We start from the raw sequence: 16,416 nt of genomic DNA on the forward strand, positions 1-16,416 counted from the left end.
CCCGACATTGCATGGCGCATTACAGAGGACAACCGGCATTTACTTTTTTCCAGGGCAGTTCAATGCAAGCAACACCGCTCGCGATACCCGAAGTCCTTCTGCTCGAGCCAGACGTATTCACTGATGACCGCGGGTTCTTCTTCGAAAGCTTCAATCACACCGACTTCGAACGCCTCATACGGCGTTCCGTCAACTTTGTTCAGGACAATCACTCTAGTTCGCGTCAACACGTCTTACGTGGCTTGCACTACCAGGTTCATCAACCACAGGGCAAGCTGGTAAGGGTAGTGGTCGGTGAGGTTTTCGATGTCGCTGTAGACTTGCGCCGCTCATCAAGTACTTTCGGGCACTGGGTCGGGGCCCACCTATCAGCAGAAAAGAAGCAGCAAATGTGGATCCCGGAAGGTTTTGCCCACGGCTTCGTTGTATTGTCCGACCATGCGGAATTCCTGTACAAGACCACAGATTATTACGCCCCCCAATTCGAACGTTGTCTTGCCTGGAATGACCCTGCAGTTGGCATCCAGTGGCCGGTTGAGCGGCCGTTCTTGTCCCCCAAAGATCAAGCTGGCACAGCGTTGCGGGATCTGGACTGCTTCGATTGAGTAACTCACCGCGATAAGAACAACATCACGATGACATCATTTTTGCGCTCGGCTGCGTTGCCGAGCGTCTAGAATCCATAAGACGGAAAAGCAGGCCACGACTTCGGAAGCAGACGAACATGACCATTATGGTAACGGGTGGTGCAGGCTTCATAGGCGCGAACTTCGTGCTGGACTGGCTAGCCGGTAATGACGAGCCTTTGGTCAACCTCGACAAACTCACCTACGCAGGCAACCTGCAGACCCTGAGCAGCCTGCAAGGCGATGCGCGGCACATTTTCGTGCATGGAGACATCGGTGATTCCGCGCTGGTGGAGCAGTTGCTGAAAACCCACCAGCCACGCGCCATCGTCAACTTTGCCGCCGAGTCGCACGTAGACCGTTCGATCCACGGCCCGGAAGACTTCATCGAAACCAACATCGTCGGCACCTTCCGCCTGCTTGAAGCCGTACGCGCCTACTGGGGCGGCCTGGCGGAGTCTGCGCGCCAGGCGTTCCGTTTCCTGCATGTGTCCACCGACGAAGTGTATGGCTCGCTGGCCGCCGACGAACCGGCCTTCACAGAGACCCACCAGTACCAGCCCAACAGCCCGTACTCGGCCAGCAAGGCTGCCAGCGACCACCTGGTGCGCTCGTACCATCACACCTATGGTCTGCCGGTACTGACCACCAACTGCTCGAACAACTACGGCCCGTACCACTTCCCGGAAAAGCTCATCCCGCTGATGATCGTCAATGCCCTGGCCGGCAAGCCGCTGCCGGTGTACGGCGACGGGCAACAGATCCGCGACTGGCTGTATGTAAAGGACCACTGCAGCGCCATCCGCCGTGTGCTGGAAGCCGGCAAAACCGGTGAGGTGTACAACGTCGGCGGCTGGAACGAGAAGCCCAACCTGGAAATCGTCAACCGCGTGTGTGCCTTGTTGGACGAGTTGCGCCCGCGTGACGACGGCAAACCTTACGCTGAACAGATTAGCTACGTTACCGACCGCCCCGGTCACGACCGCCGCTACGCTATCGACGCGCACAAGCTGGAGCGCGAATTGGGCTGGAAGCCAGCCGAAACCTTTGAAACGGGTATTCGCAAGACCGTGGCCTGGTACCTCGACAACCAGCAATGGGTGCAGAATGTTCAATCCGGCAGCTACCGCGACTGGGTTGAAAAGAACTACGCAGGGCGCTCGGCATGAAGATTTTGCTACTGGGCAAAGATGGCCAGGTGGGCTGGGAGTTGCAACGCAGCCTGGTCCCGCTTGGCCAGGTGCTGGCGTTGAATTCGCGCAGCCAGGCCCATTGCGGCGACCTGGCTAACCTGCGAGGTTTGGCCGAAACCGTACGCAGCTACGCCCCTGATGTAATCGTCAATGCTGCTGCCTACACCGCCGTTGACAAGGCTGAGAGCGAGCGTGAACAAGCGTTCAAGATCAATGCCGAAGCCGTAGGCGTACTGGCTCGCGAGGCTGCCGATTGTGGCGCGCTGCTGGTCCATTACTCCACCGACTACGTGTTCCCGGGGTATGGCAATCAGCCTTGGCGGGAAGATGATGAGACCGGTCCGCTGAACACCTACGGTGAAAGCAAGCTGGCCGGCGAGCAAGCCATACAGGCAGCTGGCTGTCAGCACCTGATCTTCCGTACATGCTGGGTGTATGCGGCACGTGGCAATAATTTTGCCAAGACCATGCTGCGGCTGGCTGCCGAGCGCGAAAGCCTGGGAGTGATCGACGACCAGTTCGGTGCGCCCACCGGTGCCGAGCTGATCGCCGACATCACCGCCCATGCCATCGCCGCTACCTGCGCCAACCCGGCCCTCGTCGGCATTTACCACTTGGCGGCCAGCGGTGAAACTACATGGTGCGGCTATGCTCGGTATGTTCTCGAGCAGGCCGTTGCCCAAGGTGTGCAGTTGAAAGCTCATGCCGAACAGGTCAGCCCGTTGACCTCCGATGCCTACCATACCCTGGCCTCGCGGCCGGCCAACTCGCGTCTGGATACTCACAAGTTGCAGAAAGCCTTTGCCCTGAGCCTGCCAGACTGGCGTGAAGGGGTGGCTCGCATGCTCATGGAAATACACGAGAGATGACCATCATGAAGCGTAAAGGCATCATCCTGGCGGGCGGGGCGGGTACCCGCCTGCACCCTGCGACCCTGGCGATTTCCAAGCAACTGCTGCCGGTGTACGACAAACCGATGATCTACTACCCGCTGACCACCCTGATGCTGGCGGGTATCCAGGACATCCTGATCATCTCCACCCCACAAGACACGCCGCGCTTCGAGCAACTGCTGGGTGATGGTCACCAATGGGGCATAAACCTCACTTACGCCGTGCAAGCCTCGCCAGACGGCCTGGCGCAGGCGTTTCTGATCGGTGAGAGCTTCATCGGCAATGATTTGTCGGCCTTGGTGCTGGGCGACAACATCTATTACGGCCATGATTTCCAGGTGCTGCTGGACAATGCCATGGACCGTAGCGAGGGGGCGAGTGTATTTGCCTACCATGTTCAAGACCCCGAGCGTTATGGCGTTGTGGAGTTCGATGAACAGGGCAAGGCGATCAGCCTGGAAGAGAAACCGGCCAAGCCAAAGTCCAACTACGCTGTGACCGGCTTGTATTTTTACGACAAGGATGTGATCGAGATTGCCAAGGGCATCACACCTTCGGCTCGCGGTGAGCTGGAAATTACCGACGTGAACAGCTTTTACCTGAACCAGGGGCGCTTGTCTGTGGAGATCATGGGGCGTGGCTACGCGTGGCTGGACACCGGCACCCATGATTCGCTGCTGGAGGCCAGTGGCTATATCGCCACCATCGAACGCCGTCAGGGCTTGAAGGTGGCGTGTCCCGAAGAAGTGGCGTACCGCCAGGGCTGGGTCGATGCCCAGCAGCTGGAAAAGCTGGCTGCCCCTCTGGCCAAGAACGGCTACGGTCAGTACCTCATGCGCCTGCTCCAAGGCAAGGTATATTGAGGAAATGAACTCCCGGTAGCCACTCACTGCATTGCCAACCCTAAGTGCTCTGGCAAGCCCGCTTCTACACCGATCCGTGAGCCACCACTCACCCCAGGGTTTTCCCACCCCTGCAACCCGCGTATCATCCGCACACATAAATCTGAACGATTCCACGCCAGCTGCGGACTAAGCGTCTTGCGCCCCACCGCGTGCATGCTGCTTCAGGTAACCAGACAATCATCAGTGACATATAAAGACCGGCCAGCTTCATGGCCAGGCCAGGCATGCCGGCTGTCCGACGGATGGGACGGTGCCCGATGAGATTTGAAGGAATAGGTTTTGATCAAGCGTAGAAAGGTTGCAATCGTTGGCAGTGCGTACCGCTTCCCCGGCTCTTCCAATGCCGGCTTCTGGCAAAACCTGATGGAAGGCCGCGACTTGGTGACCCAGGTCGACCCGTCGCGTTGGGACAAACGCCAGTTCCAGCATCCTGACAAGGCCAGCCCTGCAACCAGCTATACCTTCGCCTCCGGCACACTGGGCGATATCAGCGCGTTCGACGCCGGCTTCTTCAGCATCTCGCCGCGCGAAGCAGCAATGATGGACCCGCAGCAGCGCATACTGCTGGAAATGTGCTGGGAAACCTTCGAAAACGCCGGCATCAAGCCGTCCAGCGTGCGTGGCAGCAACTGTGGCGTGTATCTGGGCATTGCCAGTGTCGAGCAGTCCTACCGGTTGCTCGAAGACCTGCCGTCCATCGACGGTGCCACGGCCACCGGTAACACCATGAGCATTGCGGCCAACCGCCTGTCGTTTTTCTTCGACCTGCGCGGGCCAAGCATGGCCATCGACACGGCCTGTTCGTCGTCGCTGGTAGCGTTCCACCAGGCCTGCCAGGCCATCCTCAGCGGGGACGTGGACCAGGCGGTGACCGGCGGCATAAGCCTGCACATGCACCCGTTCGGTTTCATGATTTTCGCCAAGGCGACCATGCTGTCACGCACCGGTCGCTGCCAGTCTTTCGACGAAAACGGCGACGGTTATGCCCGGTCGGAAGGCGGCGGGCTATTCCTGCTCAAGGACTACGACCAGGCCGTGGCCGACGGCAATACCATCCTTGCAGTGGTGGCGGCCAGTGCGGTGAACACCGACGGGCGCAAGTCCAGCCTGACCCTGCCCAATGCCGAGGCCCAGGCTGCCTTGCTAAAGCGCGCCTACGCCCTGGCCGGCATCGCCCCTGAGCAGCTGGACTACCTGGAAGCGCACGGCACCGGTACTGCCGTGGGTGACCCGATCGAAACCCGCGCCATCGGCGAGGCACTGGGCCAGGCGCGGGGCGCCGGCAACCCGCTGCCGATCGGTTCGGTGAAGAGCAACCTTGGCCACCTGGAAGCAGCCTCCGGCGTGGCAGGCCTGGTGAAGGCGCTGAATTGCCTGAGCGAGCGCACCGTGCCCGCCACTATCGGCGTGCAGGCACTGAACCCGAACATCGCCTTTGCCGACCTCAACCTGCAGGTGGTCACCGAGCCGTTGCCGCTGAAGGCTGAGGGGCAGCTGACCGTAGGCGTGAACTCGTTCGGCTTTGGCGGGGCCAACGCCCACGTCATCCTGCAAAGCACCGAGCCGCAGGCGCCTGTTGCGCCAGTGGCCAATGCCCGGCGCGTGCCGTTGCTGCTCAGCGCCAAGAGCGAAGAAGGCCTGCGCGCAACTGCCGAACGCTTTGCTGCCTACCTGGCCGCGAACCCGCAGGCCGACTATTACGATGTCGCCTACCAGGCCATGTACCGCCGTGATGCGCACAGCCACCGCCTGCTGCTGATCAGTGACAATGCCGCCGAAGCCGCCCAAGCGCTGGACGACTATGGCCAGGACCCAACCCTCAGTGAGCTGAGCGCGGTGCTGGAGGCCGGCCAGGCGCTGGATGTCGCCTCGGCACCGGTGTTTGTCTATTCCGGCAACGGTTCGCAGTGGCAGGGCATGGGCCGGGCAATGCTCGACCAGCCGCTGTTCGCCGCCGCAGTAGATGAAGTGGACGCCCTGTTCCAGCCGCTGGCCGGCTACTCGCTGCGCGCCGAACTGCTGGGTGACAACGGTGAAGGCCGCTATGCCCGTACCGAAATTGCCCAGCCAGCGCTGTTTGCCCTACAAGTGGCCGTGACCAAGGTCCTGGCTGCCGAAGGCATTCAGCCGGTGGCGGTGATCGGCCACAGTGTGGGCGAAGTGGCCGCCGCCTGGGCCAGCGGTGCGCTGAGCCTGGAAGACGCTACCCAGGTCATTTACCACCGCAGCCGCCTGCAAGGCCTGACCCGTGGTACCGGGCAGATGACGGCGGTCGGCCTTTCGGGTGAGGCTACGGCGCAACTGATTGGCGAACTGAAACTGGAAGGCCGCCTGGTAGTGGCCGGGGAAAACAGCGCCCGCGGCGCTACCGTGGCCGGTGAGGTCGATGCCCTGGCGTTGCTGGAAGAGGCCTTGGGCGAGCGCCAGATGTTCGCCCGCCGCCTGGACCTGGACTACGCCTTCCACTCGCCGGCCATGAACCCCATCGAGCAGGCGGTCATCGCCGACCTCGCGCACATTCGCCCGCGAGCCACGCACATCCCGTTCTACTCCACTGTGGTCGGTGGCCAACTGGACGGAGAGCGCCTGGACAGCCAGTACTGGTGGCAGAACATCCGCTTCCCGGTGCTGTTCCAGGGCGCCCTGGCAGCGCTGATGCGCACTGGCCTGAACCTGTTCGTCGAAGTCGGCCCGCATGCGATCCTGCGCAGCTACGTCACCGACGTGCTGGCCGAGTGCGAGCAGCCGGGGCGGGTGATTGCCACCCTCCAGCGCAACGACCACAGCCCGCTGCTGTTGGAGCGTACCGTCGCCCGCCTGCAGATTGCCGCTGTCGAGCCACAGTGGCAGGCACGCTTCCCCGTGGCAGGGCGCCCGCTGCGCCTGCCCAACTATGCCTGGCAGCATGACCACTTCAGCTTGCCGGTGAGTGCCGAGGCCAATGGCGCGCTTAGCCATGAGCGTGTGCACCCGCTGCTTGGCTACCCGTTACCGGACCGCGCACTGACCTGGGAAAACCGCCTGGATACCCAGCAGTACCCGACCCTGGCCGACCACAAGGTCGGCGAGTCGGTATTGTTCCCGGGGGCAGGCTTTACCGAATTGGCCCTGGCCGTGGCGCAACTTCACCAGCCGGGCGAATTTGTTGATATCGAAGAGCTGGAGATCCACAACCCGCTGCTGTTGAGCGCCGACAACAGCAAGAAAGTGCGTGTACAGGTGGAAGAGGCTGACGGTACCTTGCGCATCAGCTCGCGCACGCTGATGCACCGCGAAGACTGGGTGCAGCACGTGGTCGCCCGCCTGCCGGGCGAAGCCCGCGGTGTGCTGCTGGATGCCCGGGCCCCGGCACTGCCGGCGCGGCCGGCAGACTTTACCGGCGAGCAGCACCTGGCGATGACCCGCGCGGTGGGCCTGAACTACGGCCCGGCCTACCAGACCGTAGCCGCCGCCTGGGTAGCGCAAGGGCAGGTGCTGGCCCAGCTGGCCGTGCCGGCTGTCATCGAACATGAGCTGGCCGGCCTGCACCTGCACCCGGCCCTGCTGGACGGTGCCTTCCAGCTGATTACCGAATTGCTGGCCAGCCGCCCTGGCCGCAACGACGGCCTGGCCTTCATCCCGGTCAAGCTGGGCCGCATAGCCTTCACCAACGCCGGTGGCGTGCCGGTGCTGGCCGAGGTGCGCCAGCGCAAGCGCACCGCGCATTCGCTGCTGGTCGACTTCACCCTGTTCGACGCCAGCGGCGCTGCCGTGCTGGCAATCAAGGACGCGCGCATGCGTGCCGTACGCCTGCAGTACGACCGCAGCGGCGATATCAAGCGCATGGGCCATGTGGGCCTGGCGGCGCCGGGCAAGGTGGTGCCGCTACAGCGCCACGCGGTGGCGCGCACGCCGCTGGCCGAAGCCCTGCAGCGCCTGGCCGATGAGCCGGCGCAGCTGCGTTACCTGAATGAAGTGGAACCGCTGCTGGACGTGCTGTGCAGCAGCTTTGTGCTGGACGCTGTGGAGCAGGCCGGCGGCCGCCTGAGCGCCGAGCAGGTGGCGCTGTGGTCGCAGGCCCAGGGCGACTTCCTGGCAGCCTTGCTGCGCCATGCCGAGCAGGACGGTAGCCTGCTGCGCAGTGGCGACGGTGGCTGGCAACTGGCCGACCTGGGCGAGCGCCCAACGTCGGAAGCCATCTGGCAAGAGCTTTTCCAGAGTTACCCCGAATACTTCCAGATCATCCATACGGTGGGCCGTATCGGCCGCCACCTGCCGGCCTTGCTCGATGGCAGCGTGCTGTTCGACAGCCTGCAACCACGGGAAACCAGCGCCGCCAACCTGGCGCGCCTGGTGCTGGGCGCGGTGGGGCAGCAGCAGGTGCTGAGCGGCATCGGCCAGACCTTGGCCGAGCGCATGGCGCAACTGCCGGCTGGCCAGCGCCTGCGGGTGCTGGAAATCGGCTTTGGCGGTGCCTCGTTTGCCGAACTGCTGTACGCAGGCCTGGATTTCGACCGCCTCGACTACACCTATTGCGTTGCCGAGCCTGAGCTTGAGCAGCGCCTGCGGGACGATTGCCCGGCGCTGGAGGTGCTTGGCCTTGAGCAACTGGCCGAAGCCGGCAGTTTCGATTGGGTGCTGGTGCCTACCGACCTGGGCGCACTGGGAGCGGTGGGCGATGCCCTGCGCCTGGCCTGTGCCCAACTCAACCCGCATGGCCAACTGGCACTGCTGGGCCAGTACCCGGCCCGCTGGGTCGACTTCGTCTTCGGTGCCCAGCCCGAGTGGTGGCTGGCCGGCCCGCAGCAGGCGTTGTCGCGCCAGCAGGCCCCGGCGTTCTGGAAACATGAATTGCAGCGCCACGGCCTGACGGCGCTGCCCACGCTGGAGGCGTTGCCGGGCAGCGCCTGCGGCAGCTACCTGTTGCTGGCCGACAAGCCGGATGTGGCCGCGGCCGCGCCAAGCGTGGCCGTGCAGCGCTGGGCAGTGCTGAGCGAAGCCGGGCAGGGCGCGGCCCTGGGCCTGGCCGAGCAACTGCGCGCCCACGGCCAGCATGTCGACCTGCTGCTGCCGGGTGACGCCCAGGCGCTGGCTGCCCAGTTGGGCGCCTTGGCCCAGGCCCCGGAGCATGTGCTGCACCTGGCCGGTTTCGACAGCGGCACCGGCCTGGATGGCCAGGCCGAGCGCTGCATGCTGGCGGCCGCGTTGGTACAGGCCTGTGAGTCGCTGGCCATCGCCCCGCAGTGCTGGTTGTTCAGCCGCGGTGCTGCCGCGCACCTGTACAGCGGCAACAGCGCTGCAGACGTGGCGGGCATTGCCGATGCCGCGTTCTGGGGCTTCGGCCGTACCCTGGCCAACGAATCACCGAACTGCCGCATTCGCCTGCTCGACCTGGCGCAGGCAGCGCCGATCGAACTGGCGTTGCCAGCGCTGCTGCAGGCCGACCACGAAACCGAGCTGGCCCTGGACTCCGAAGGCCGTCGCTATGTGCCACGCCTGCGGGTACTGGCCGACCAGCCGCGCCCCAGCGGCAGCGAAGCGCAGTGGGTATGCCTGGGCTTCGACCTGCCTGGCCAGCTGCGCAATCTGCGCTGGGAGGTGCGCGAGCCGCGCCAGCCAGCGGCAGACGAGCTGGATATCGCCGTGCGCGCCACCGGCCTCAATTTCCGCGACGTGATGTTCGCCCTTGGCCTGCTGTCGGACGAAGCCATCGAGAACGGATTCTCCGGTCCCACCCTGGGCTTCGAATTTGCCGGTGTGGTGGAAGGCAAGGGGGCCGACGTGGTCGGCGACTTTGCCCCGGGTGACCGGGTGGTGGGCTTTGGCCCATGCAGCTTCGCCAACCGCCTGGTAACCAACGCCAACGCCGTGGCGCGTATTCCTGAAGGCATGTCGTTCGAGGCCGCGGCGACCATTCCAAGTACCTTCTTTACCGTGTACTACGCGCTGCATCACCTGGCGCGCCTGGAGCCGGGCGAGAAGGTGCTGATCCACGGCGCTGCCGGTGGCGTGGGCATTGCCGCCATCCAGATCGCCAAGTGGCTGGGTGCGGAAATCCATGCCACCGCTGGCAGCGACGAGAAGCGCGACTTCCTGCGCCTGCTGGGTGTAAACAACATCTACGACTCGCGGTCGCTGGCCTATGCCGACCAGGTGCTGGCGGCTACCGGCGGGCGTGGCGTGGACGTGGTGCTCAACTCGCTGGCCGGTGAGGCCATCAATCGCAACTTCCAGGTGCTCAAGCCGTTTGGCCGCTTCCTCGAGCTGGGCAAGCGCGACTTCTACCAGAACACGCGCATCGGCCTGCGCCCGTTCCGCAACAACATCAGCTATTTCGGTATCGATGCCGACCAGCTGATGAGCGAACGCCCAACGCTTACCCGCCGGCTGTTCGCAGAAATGATGGAGCTGTTCGCCAAAGGCATCCTGCACCCGCTGCCGTTCCGTGAATTCGACGCCAACCAGGTGGTCGAGGCCTACCGCTACATGCAGCAGGCGCGCCAGATCGGCAAGGTAGTGGTGACCTACGCCAACCCCATCCACCGGACTACCGACACCCGTGCGCAGCCGGCGCGGGCCTTGAAGCTGGCCGCCGATGCCAGCTACCTGGTCACTGGTGGCCTGGGCGGTTTTGGCCTGCGTACGGCGCAATGGCTGGTCGACAAAGGTGCCCGTCACCTGGTGCTGCTGGGCCGTCGTGGCCCGGCCAGTGCCGAAGCCCAGCCACAGTTGGCGCTGTGGCAGGCCCAGGGCATCGACGTGCAGGCAGTGGCCTGCGACATCACCGACCGCGAGCAACTGCAGGGCGTGTTCGAGCGCATCGCCGCCAGCCCATGGCCGCTGCGTGGCCTGGTGCATGCGGCGACGGTGATCGACGACAGCCTGATCCGCAACCTTGAGGCGGACCAGCTGCGCCGCGTGCTGGAGCCCAAGGCCAAGGGGGCGCAATACCTGCATGAACTGTCTCACGGCCTGGCGCTGGACTTCTTCGTGATGTTCTCCTCGGCCACCACCCTGTTCGGCAACCCTGGCCAGGCCAACTATGTGGCCGCCAACCACTGGCTCGAAGCCCTTGCGCGGCACCGTCGTGCCCAGGGCCAGGCGGCCACGGCCGTGCTGTGGGGCGCCATCGACGATGTCGGCTTCCTGGCACGTAATAGCCAGATCAAGGATGCCCTGCAAAGCCGAATGGGCGGCGCCGCATTGCGCGCCGACGTCGCCCTGGCCCAGCTCGAGGCCATGCTGCTGGACGATGACAACGGCCATGGCGTGCTGGAACTGGACTTCAAGGCGCTGGCGCGCTTCCTGCCGAGTGCCGGCACGCCACGCTTTATGGAACTGGCCCGCGCCTATGGCGGTGACCAGGAAGACGAAGGCAGCAGCGAGGACATCCAGCGCATGCTGGCAGAGCTTGACGATGCCGAGTTGCTCGAGCGCTTCGCCGAAATGCTCAAGCACGAGGTGTGCGAGATTCTGCGCCTGCCGCCGGCCCGCCTGGATGCCCAGCGACCGCTGCAGGAGCTGGGGCTCGACTCGTTGATGAGCGTTGAGCTGGTGGTGGCGCTGGAGGAGCGTTTTGGTATTCGCCTGCCGGTGATGGAACTGAGCGATAGCTCCAGCATCGACAAGCTTGCCGTGCGCCTGCTGGAGTTGTTGCGTGGTGAGGCAGGCAGCAGCGAAGAGCAGCTGGCGCAGAATGTGCTTGCCCGCCATGGCAGCGAGCACAGCGCCGAAGAGTTGGCGCAGATGGCCGCGGCCTTGGCCGACAGCAGCGCGGCACCTAACCGATTGATTGATTAAGAGCGCCAGATGACAGCTAGAACCCCGACCGGCCTTGGTGGCGATGCCAAGCAACGCCTGATCCAGCAAGCCCTCGCCCGGCGCCGCAATGTGGCTGCCGAAGGCGAGCAGGGCGCTACTCTGGAGCAGGTGCAGCAGGCTGCCCTGAAAGTGCCCGAGGCGCATTATCGTTTTGACCTGCACCCGGGGTATCAGCAACTGCGGGTGATCCAGCAGGGCGGCATGCGCCTGGGGTTGAGCAATCCGTTTTTCCGCCTGCACCAGGGCACGGCTGGCGCACAGACGCAGATTGGCGAGCAGCAGTACCTCAATTTTTCCAGTTACAACTACCTGGGCTACTCCGGCCACCCGAGCGTTGCCGAAGCGGCCAAGGCTGCGATCGACCGCTACGGCACCTCGGTATCGGCCAGCCGCCCGGTTTCCGGTGACCGCCCGCTGCACCGCGAGCTCGAGCGTGAGCTGGCCAGGTTATACGACGTGGACGACGCGGTGGTGATGGTCAGCGGCCACGCCACCAACGTCACCACCATCGGCTACCTGTTCGGCCCGCGCGACCTGGTGGTGCATGACGAGCTGATTCACAACAGCGTGCTGCAGGGCATTCAGCTGTCGGGCGCGCGCCGCCTGAGTTTTGCCCACAACGACTGGCAGGCGCTGGACCGTTTGCTGGGCGAGCAACGCCAACATTTCGAGCGCGTGCTGGTGGTGGTGGAAGGCATCTACAGCATGGATGGCGACTACCCCGAACTGCCCCGGTTCGTTGAGCTCAAGCACAAGCACAAAGTCTTCCTGATGGTGGATGAAGCGCATTCGCTGGGGGTGATGGGGGCGACCGGCAAGGGCATTCGCGAGCATTTTGGCCTGGCGGGTAATGACGTTGATATCTGGATGGGGACGTTGAGCAAGACCCTGGCCAGTTGCGGCGGTTACATTGCTGGCAGTATCGCCTTGATCGAGCACCTGAAGTTCCTGGCGCCGGGTTTTCTGTACAGCGTGGGCATGCCACCGGCGGTTACCGCTGCTGCGTTGGCGGCGTTGAAATTGCTGGCCGATGACTGCGAGCGTGTAGCGCAGGTGCAGGCGCGTGGTGAGCTGTTCCTGCGCCTGGCGCGGGAAGCGGGGCTGGACACCGCGACCAGTACCGGTTTGGCGGTGATCCCGGTGATTACTGGCAGCTCGTTCAAGGCCGGGCGCTTGTCCAGCGCCCTGTTCGAGCGCGGCATCAATGCCCAGCCGATCCTTTACCCGGCGGTGCCGGAGCATTCGGCGCGGGTGCGGTTCTTTGTGTCTTGCGAGCATACGGAAGAGCAGATTCGGCATACCGTGGCGGTTGTGGCGGAGGAGATGGCGCGGTTGGGGTGAGCCGGCGCTGCTACAGCCAGATTGCATCCCAATGCGGGTAGTCGCCCACATTGGGTGCCAGGCCAGCCCTGACCGGGTTGGCGATGATGTACCGCGCCACGGCGAGCAGATCATCGTCCTTGCGCAGTGCGCGATCACAATAGCCTGCTTGCCAGATGGGGGCAGGCGTTACCCCTGCCGTGCGCAACGCATGGCTCGACCTTGATTTGAAGCGGCGCATCAAGGTGGCCAAGGTGACTTCCTTCAGTTCTATCAACCAATGGACATGATCAGGCATGACGACCCAGGCCAGTGTCAGGCAGCTGTTTTCCCTGTCGGCTTGGCGCAGGTGTGTGACCACCAGCCTGGCAAAGTTGAAGTTGTGGAACAGAGGACGACGCTGTTGCGTGACTGTTGTCAGCATATAGAGCCTGCCGGGGTGCGAAGCCCGATGGCGGCGCAGGTGGTGGGCATGGGCGTAGTGCATGTGGTTTTCCTTGAGTGCACGTTTACCGAAGCAGCGTAGCCGCCACTACCGCGCCGACCATGATTCAACCATTGCAAATTGTGGCCCCCCACCGCCCGTTGTAGGAGCGGGCTTGCCCGCGAATGCGTTGGTACCCGCAACGGTGAACGCCCGTGCGATATTGGCCGGGAGGCCCGGCCTATTCGCGGGTAAACCCGCTCCTACACCGACGGTGTGTGCCGCCCCGCGGATGCGTTGGTGCCCGCAACGGTGGACGCCCAGGCGATATTGGCCGGCAGGCCCGGCCTGTTCGCGGGTGCGCGGGTGTGTTGCCACCACGCCCGTTGTAGGAGCGGGCTTGCCCGCGAATGCGGTGGTGCCTGCAACGGTGAACGCCCAGGCGATATTGGCCAGCAGGCCCGGCCTATTCGCGGGTAAACCCGCTCCTACACCGACGGTGTGTGCCGCCCCGCGAATGCGATACTGACCGGCAGGCCCGGCCTGTTCGCGGGTGGCGCGGGTGTGTTGCCACTACGCCCGTTGTAGGAGCGGGCTTGCCCGCGAATGCGGTGGTGCCTGCAATGGTGGACGCCCAGGCGATATTGGCCAGCAGGCCCGGCCTATTCGCGGGTAAACCCGCTCCTACACCGACGGTGTGTGCCGCCCCGCGGATGCGTTGGTGCCCGCAACGGTGGACGCCCGTGCGATATTTGCCGGCAGGCCCGGCCTGTTCGCGGGTGTGTTGCCACCACGCCCGTTGTAGGAGCGGGCTTGCCCGCGAATGCGTTGGTACCCGCAACGGTGAACACCCAGGCGATATTGGCCAACAGGCCCGGCCTATTCGCGGGTAAACCCGCTCCTACACTGACGGTGTGTGCCGCCCCGCGAATGCGTTGGTGCCCGCAACGGTGAACGCCCGTGCGATATTTGCCGGCAGGCCCGGCCTGTTCGCGGGTGTGTTGCCACCACGCCCGTTGTAGGAGCGGGCTTGCCCGCGAATGCGTTGGTACCCGCAACGGTGAACACCCAGGCGATATTGGCCAACAGGCCCGGCCTATTCGCGGGTAAACCCGCTCCTACACCGACGGTGTGTGCCGCCCCGCGGATGCGTTGGTGCCCGCAACGGTGGACGCCCGTGCGATATTTGCCGGCAGGCCCGGCCTGTTCGCGGGTGTGTTGCCACCACGCCCGTTGTAGGAGCGGGCTTGCCCGCGAATGCGTTGGTACCCGCAACGGTGAACACCCAGGCGATATTGGCCAGCAGGCCCGGCCTATTCGCGGGTAAACCCGCTCCTACACCGACGGTGTGTGCCGCCCCGCGAATGCGATATCGGCCGGCAGGCCCAGCCTGTTCGCGGTTGGCGCGGGTGTGTTGCCACCACGCCCGTTGTAGGAGCGGGCTTGCCCGCGAATGCGGTGGTGCCTGCAACGGTGGACGCCCAGGCGATATTGGCCAGCAGGCCCGGCCTATTCGCCGGTAAACCCGCTCCTACACCGACGGTGTGTGCCTCCCCGCGAATGCGGTGGTGCCTGCAACGGTGGACGCCCGTGCGATATTTGCCGGCAGGCCCGGCCTGTTCGCGGGTGTGTTGCCACCACGCCCGTTGTAGGAGCGGGCTTGCCCGCGAATGCGGTGGTGCCTGCAACGGTGAACGCCCAGGCGATATTGGCCAACAGGCCCGGCCTATTCGCGGGTAAACCCGCTCCTACACTGACGGTGTGTGCCGCCCCGCGAATGCGTTGGTGCCCGCAACGGTGAACGCCCGTGCGATATTTGCCGGCAGGCCCGGCCTGTTCGCGGGTGTGTTGCCACCACGCCCGTTGTAGGAGCGGGCTTGCCCGCGAATGGGGTGGTGCCTGCAACGGTGAACGCCCAGGCGATATTGGCCAGCAGGCCCGGCCTATTCGCGGGTAAACCCGCTCCTACACCGACGGTTTGTGCCGCCCCGCGAATGCGTTGGTGCCCGCAACGGTGAACGCCCGTGCGATATTTGCCGGCAGGCCCGGCCTGTTCGCGGGTGTGTTGCCACCACGCCCGTTGTAGGAGCGGGCTTGCCCGCGAATGCGGTGGTACCCGCAACGGTGGACGCCCAGGCGATATTGGCCAACAGGCCCGGCCTATTCGCGGGTAAACCCGCTCCTACAATAACGGTCTGCGCCGGCTGTTCAGATATGCGGCGCCTCATACGCATTCAACTGCTCAACAAACTTCCAATGGCTCTTCTTCCCAAACCCCATCAACCGCTTCAGCCGTATATCCCAGCGCATGTGATGATTGGCGATCCACGGCAGCGCAAACAGGTGCGCCCCGCGCCACGGAATGAACGGGTTACGCCGCAGGCTGGCGTAAATTTCCACGCGGTGGCTGGCCTGGTGGCTGGCGCACCGTGCATGGAAACCCGAAGTGTCTGCCACCACCAAAGTGTTGGCCGGTACCGCAAAGCGGCGGGGCGGCGGCAGGCCGAGGGCGGCCAACTCGGGCTCGTTGATGCGGAACGAACCCTCACGGTGCATCTGCTCGCCAGAACACGCCGCCCCCAGGCTTTGGCGATACTCCCACGCCAGCCGTTCCGGGGTCAGGCGATGTGAACCCGGCACGTAACTGAATGGCCCTTGGTCATCCTCCACATCATCCAGGAACAACCACGCCTTGGCCGTGGGGTGGAAGGTGTCGGCATGCAAACGCGTTTGCGGGTCCTGGTCGGCATTGGCCGCATCGATCACGATCGACTGCAACTGGTAGGTAATGCCACCGGTATTGGACGACGCGTACGCAATCAGGTCGCGCACCCCCCGGTCCGCCACGAACGCCGCACTGGCCGGGTTGCGCGCCAGCACATCCTGGTCAAGGCTGACCCGGCGGGTGACCGCACGCCCCTGGCGCATTTCCCAACCGGTACTGCGCAACCCACCCAACTCGGCGCGCAAAGCCGCGAACTGCTCGGCAGGCAGGGCGTTTTCACGGATGAAAAAACCATTCTGCTCAAAATGCTCACGCTCAGCGGCATCCAGCCGCGACGCCAGCGCCTGGCGACGGTAACCGGCCATGGCCATGGCCAACTGGCGGCGCTGTACATGCAGACCCAGGGCGTTGAGCCGGGCGCTGCCAAGCACCGGGTTGTTCTCGAACGACTTCGCATGGGTGGCCAGCTGCAAGCAATGCCAGGGAAGTGCCGCGTAACGGCGGATGTCCTTGATCGAAACAGGCATGTT

Annotated in this window: 8 protein-coding genes; 6 read left to right on the forward strand and 2 right to left on the reverse strand. The window is 64.3% G+C overall.

Annotation, left to right across the window (positions count from 1 at the left end; genetic code table 11):
* Window positions 1–62: 62 nt before the first annotated feature.
* The 6 genes from rfbC to QN085_RS06785 all read left to right on the forward strand — a co-directional run bounded on the left by rfbC (window position 63) and on the right by QN085_RS06785 (window position 12,758).
* The gene (rfbC, locus tag QN085_RS06760; protein ID WP_285691227.1) at window positions 63–605 is read left to right on the forward strand and encodes a dTDP-4-dehydrorhamnose 3,5-epimerase; all 543 of its coding nucleotides are present in this window, start codon (window positions 63–65) and stop codon (window positions 603–605) included.
* 119 nt (window positions 606–724) lie between these two features.
* Window positions 725–1,795 carry a dTDP-glucose 4,6-dehydratase gene (gene rfbB, locus QN085_RS06765; protein ID WP_285690076.1) on the forward strand — a complete coding sequence of 357 codons (1,071 nt, stop codon included), beginning with the start codon at window positions 725–727 and terminating at the stop codon, window positions 1,793–1,795.
* Window positions 1,792–2,688 (forward strand): dTDP-4-dehydrorhamnose reductase, encoded by an 897-nt coding sequence (gene rfbD / locus QN085_RS06770; RefSeq protein WP_285690078.1) that lies wholly within the window; start codon window positions 1,792–1,794, stop codon window positions 2,686–2,688. Before rfbB ends, rfbD begins: the two co-directional genes overlap by 4 nt.
* 5 nt (window positions 2,689–2,693) lie before the next feature.
* Window positions 2,694–3,575, forward strand: coding sequence for a glucose-1-phosphate thymidylyltransferase RfbA (gene rfbA, locus QN085_RS06775; protein ID WP_285691231.1), 882 nt, complete (start codon window positions 2,694–2,696; stop codon window positions 3,573–3,575).
* 321 nt (window positions 3,576–3,896) lie between these two features.
* Window positions 3,897–11,396, forward strand: a complete 7,500-nt coding sequence (locus QN085_RS06780) for a type I polyketide synthase (protein WP_285690079.1) — start codon at window positions 3,897–3,899, stop codon at window positions 11,394–11,396.
* A 9-nt stretch (window positions 11,397–11,405) separates the two neighbouring features.
* A complete protein-coding gene (locus QN085_RS06785) occupies window positions 11,406–12,758 on the forward strand; it encodes an aminotransferase class I/II-fold pyridoxal phosphate-dependent enzyme (protein ID WP_285690081.1) in 1,353 nt (450 codons plus the stop codon).
* A 10-nt stretch (window positions 12,759–12,768) separates the two neighbouring features.
* On the opposite strand, the gene QN085_RS06790 is transcribed toward QN085_RS06785, so the two are convergent.
* Both QN085_RS06790 and QN085_RS06795 read right to left on the reverse strand, forming a co-directional pair.
* Window positions 12,769–13,224, reverse strand: a complete 456-nt coding sequence (locus QN085_RS06790; protein ID WP_280044700.1) for an REP-associated tyrosine transposase — start codon at window positions 13,222–13,224, stop codon at window positions 12,769–12,771.
* Between the two features lie 2,145 nt (window positions 13,225–15,369).
* Complete coding sequence (locus tag QN085_RS06795) at window positions 15,370–16,413, reverse strand: phytanoyl-CoA dioxygenase family protein (RefSeq protein ID WP_280045017.1); 1,044 nt, start codon at window positions 16,411–16,413, stop codon at window positions 15,370–15,372.
* Window positions 16,414–16,416: the final 3 nt, after the last annotated feature.

The sequence above is a fragment of the Pseudomonas sp. M2(2023) genome (assembly GCF_030263955.1).
In the GTDB taxonomy this organism is placed as follows: Bacteria; Pseudomonadota; Gammaproteobacteria; order Pseudomonadales; family Pseudomonadaceae; genus Aquipseudomonas; species Aquipseudomonas asiatica.

Excerpts from the sequence above, each read along its gene's own strand:
- QN085_RS06795 (WP_280045017.1), bottom strand. The coding sequence starts at position 16,413 with ATGCCTGTTTCGATCAAGGACATCCGCCGTTACGCGGCACTTCCCTGG.
- QN085_RS06790 (WP_280044700.1), bottom strand. The coding sequence starts at position 13,224 with ATGCACTACGCCCATGCCCACCACCTGCGCCGCCATCGGGCTTCGCAC.
- rfbA (WP_285691231.1), top strand. The coding sequence starts at position 2,694 with ATGAAGCGTAAAGGCATCATCCTGGCGGGCGGGGCGGGTACCCGCCTG.
- rfbB (WP_285690076.1), top strand. The coding sequence starts at position 725 with ATGACCATTATGGTAACGGGTGGTGCAGGCTTCATAGGCGCGAACTTC.
- QN085_RS06785 (WP_285690081.1), top strand. The coding sequence starts at position 11,406 with ATGACAGCTAGAACCCCGACCGGCCTTGGTGGCGATGCCAAGCAACGC.
- rfbC (WP_285691227.1), top strand. The coding sequence starts at position 63 with ATGCAAGCAACACCGCTCGCGATACCCGAAGTCCTTCTGCTCGAGCCA.
- rfbD (WP_285690078.1), top strand. The coding sequence starts at position 1,792 with ATGAAGATTTTGCTACTGGGCAAAGATGGCCAGGTGGGCTGGGAGTTG.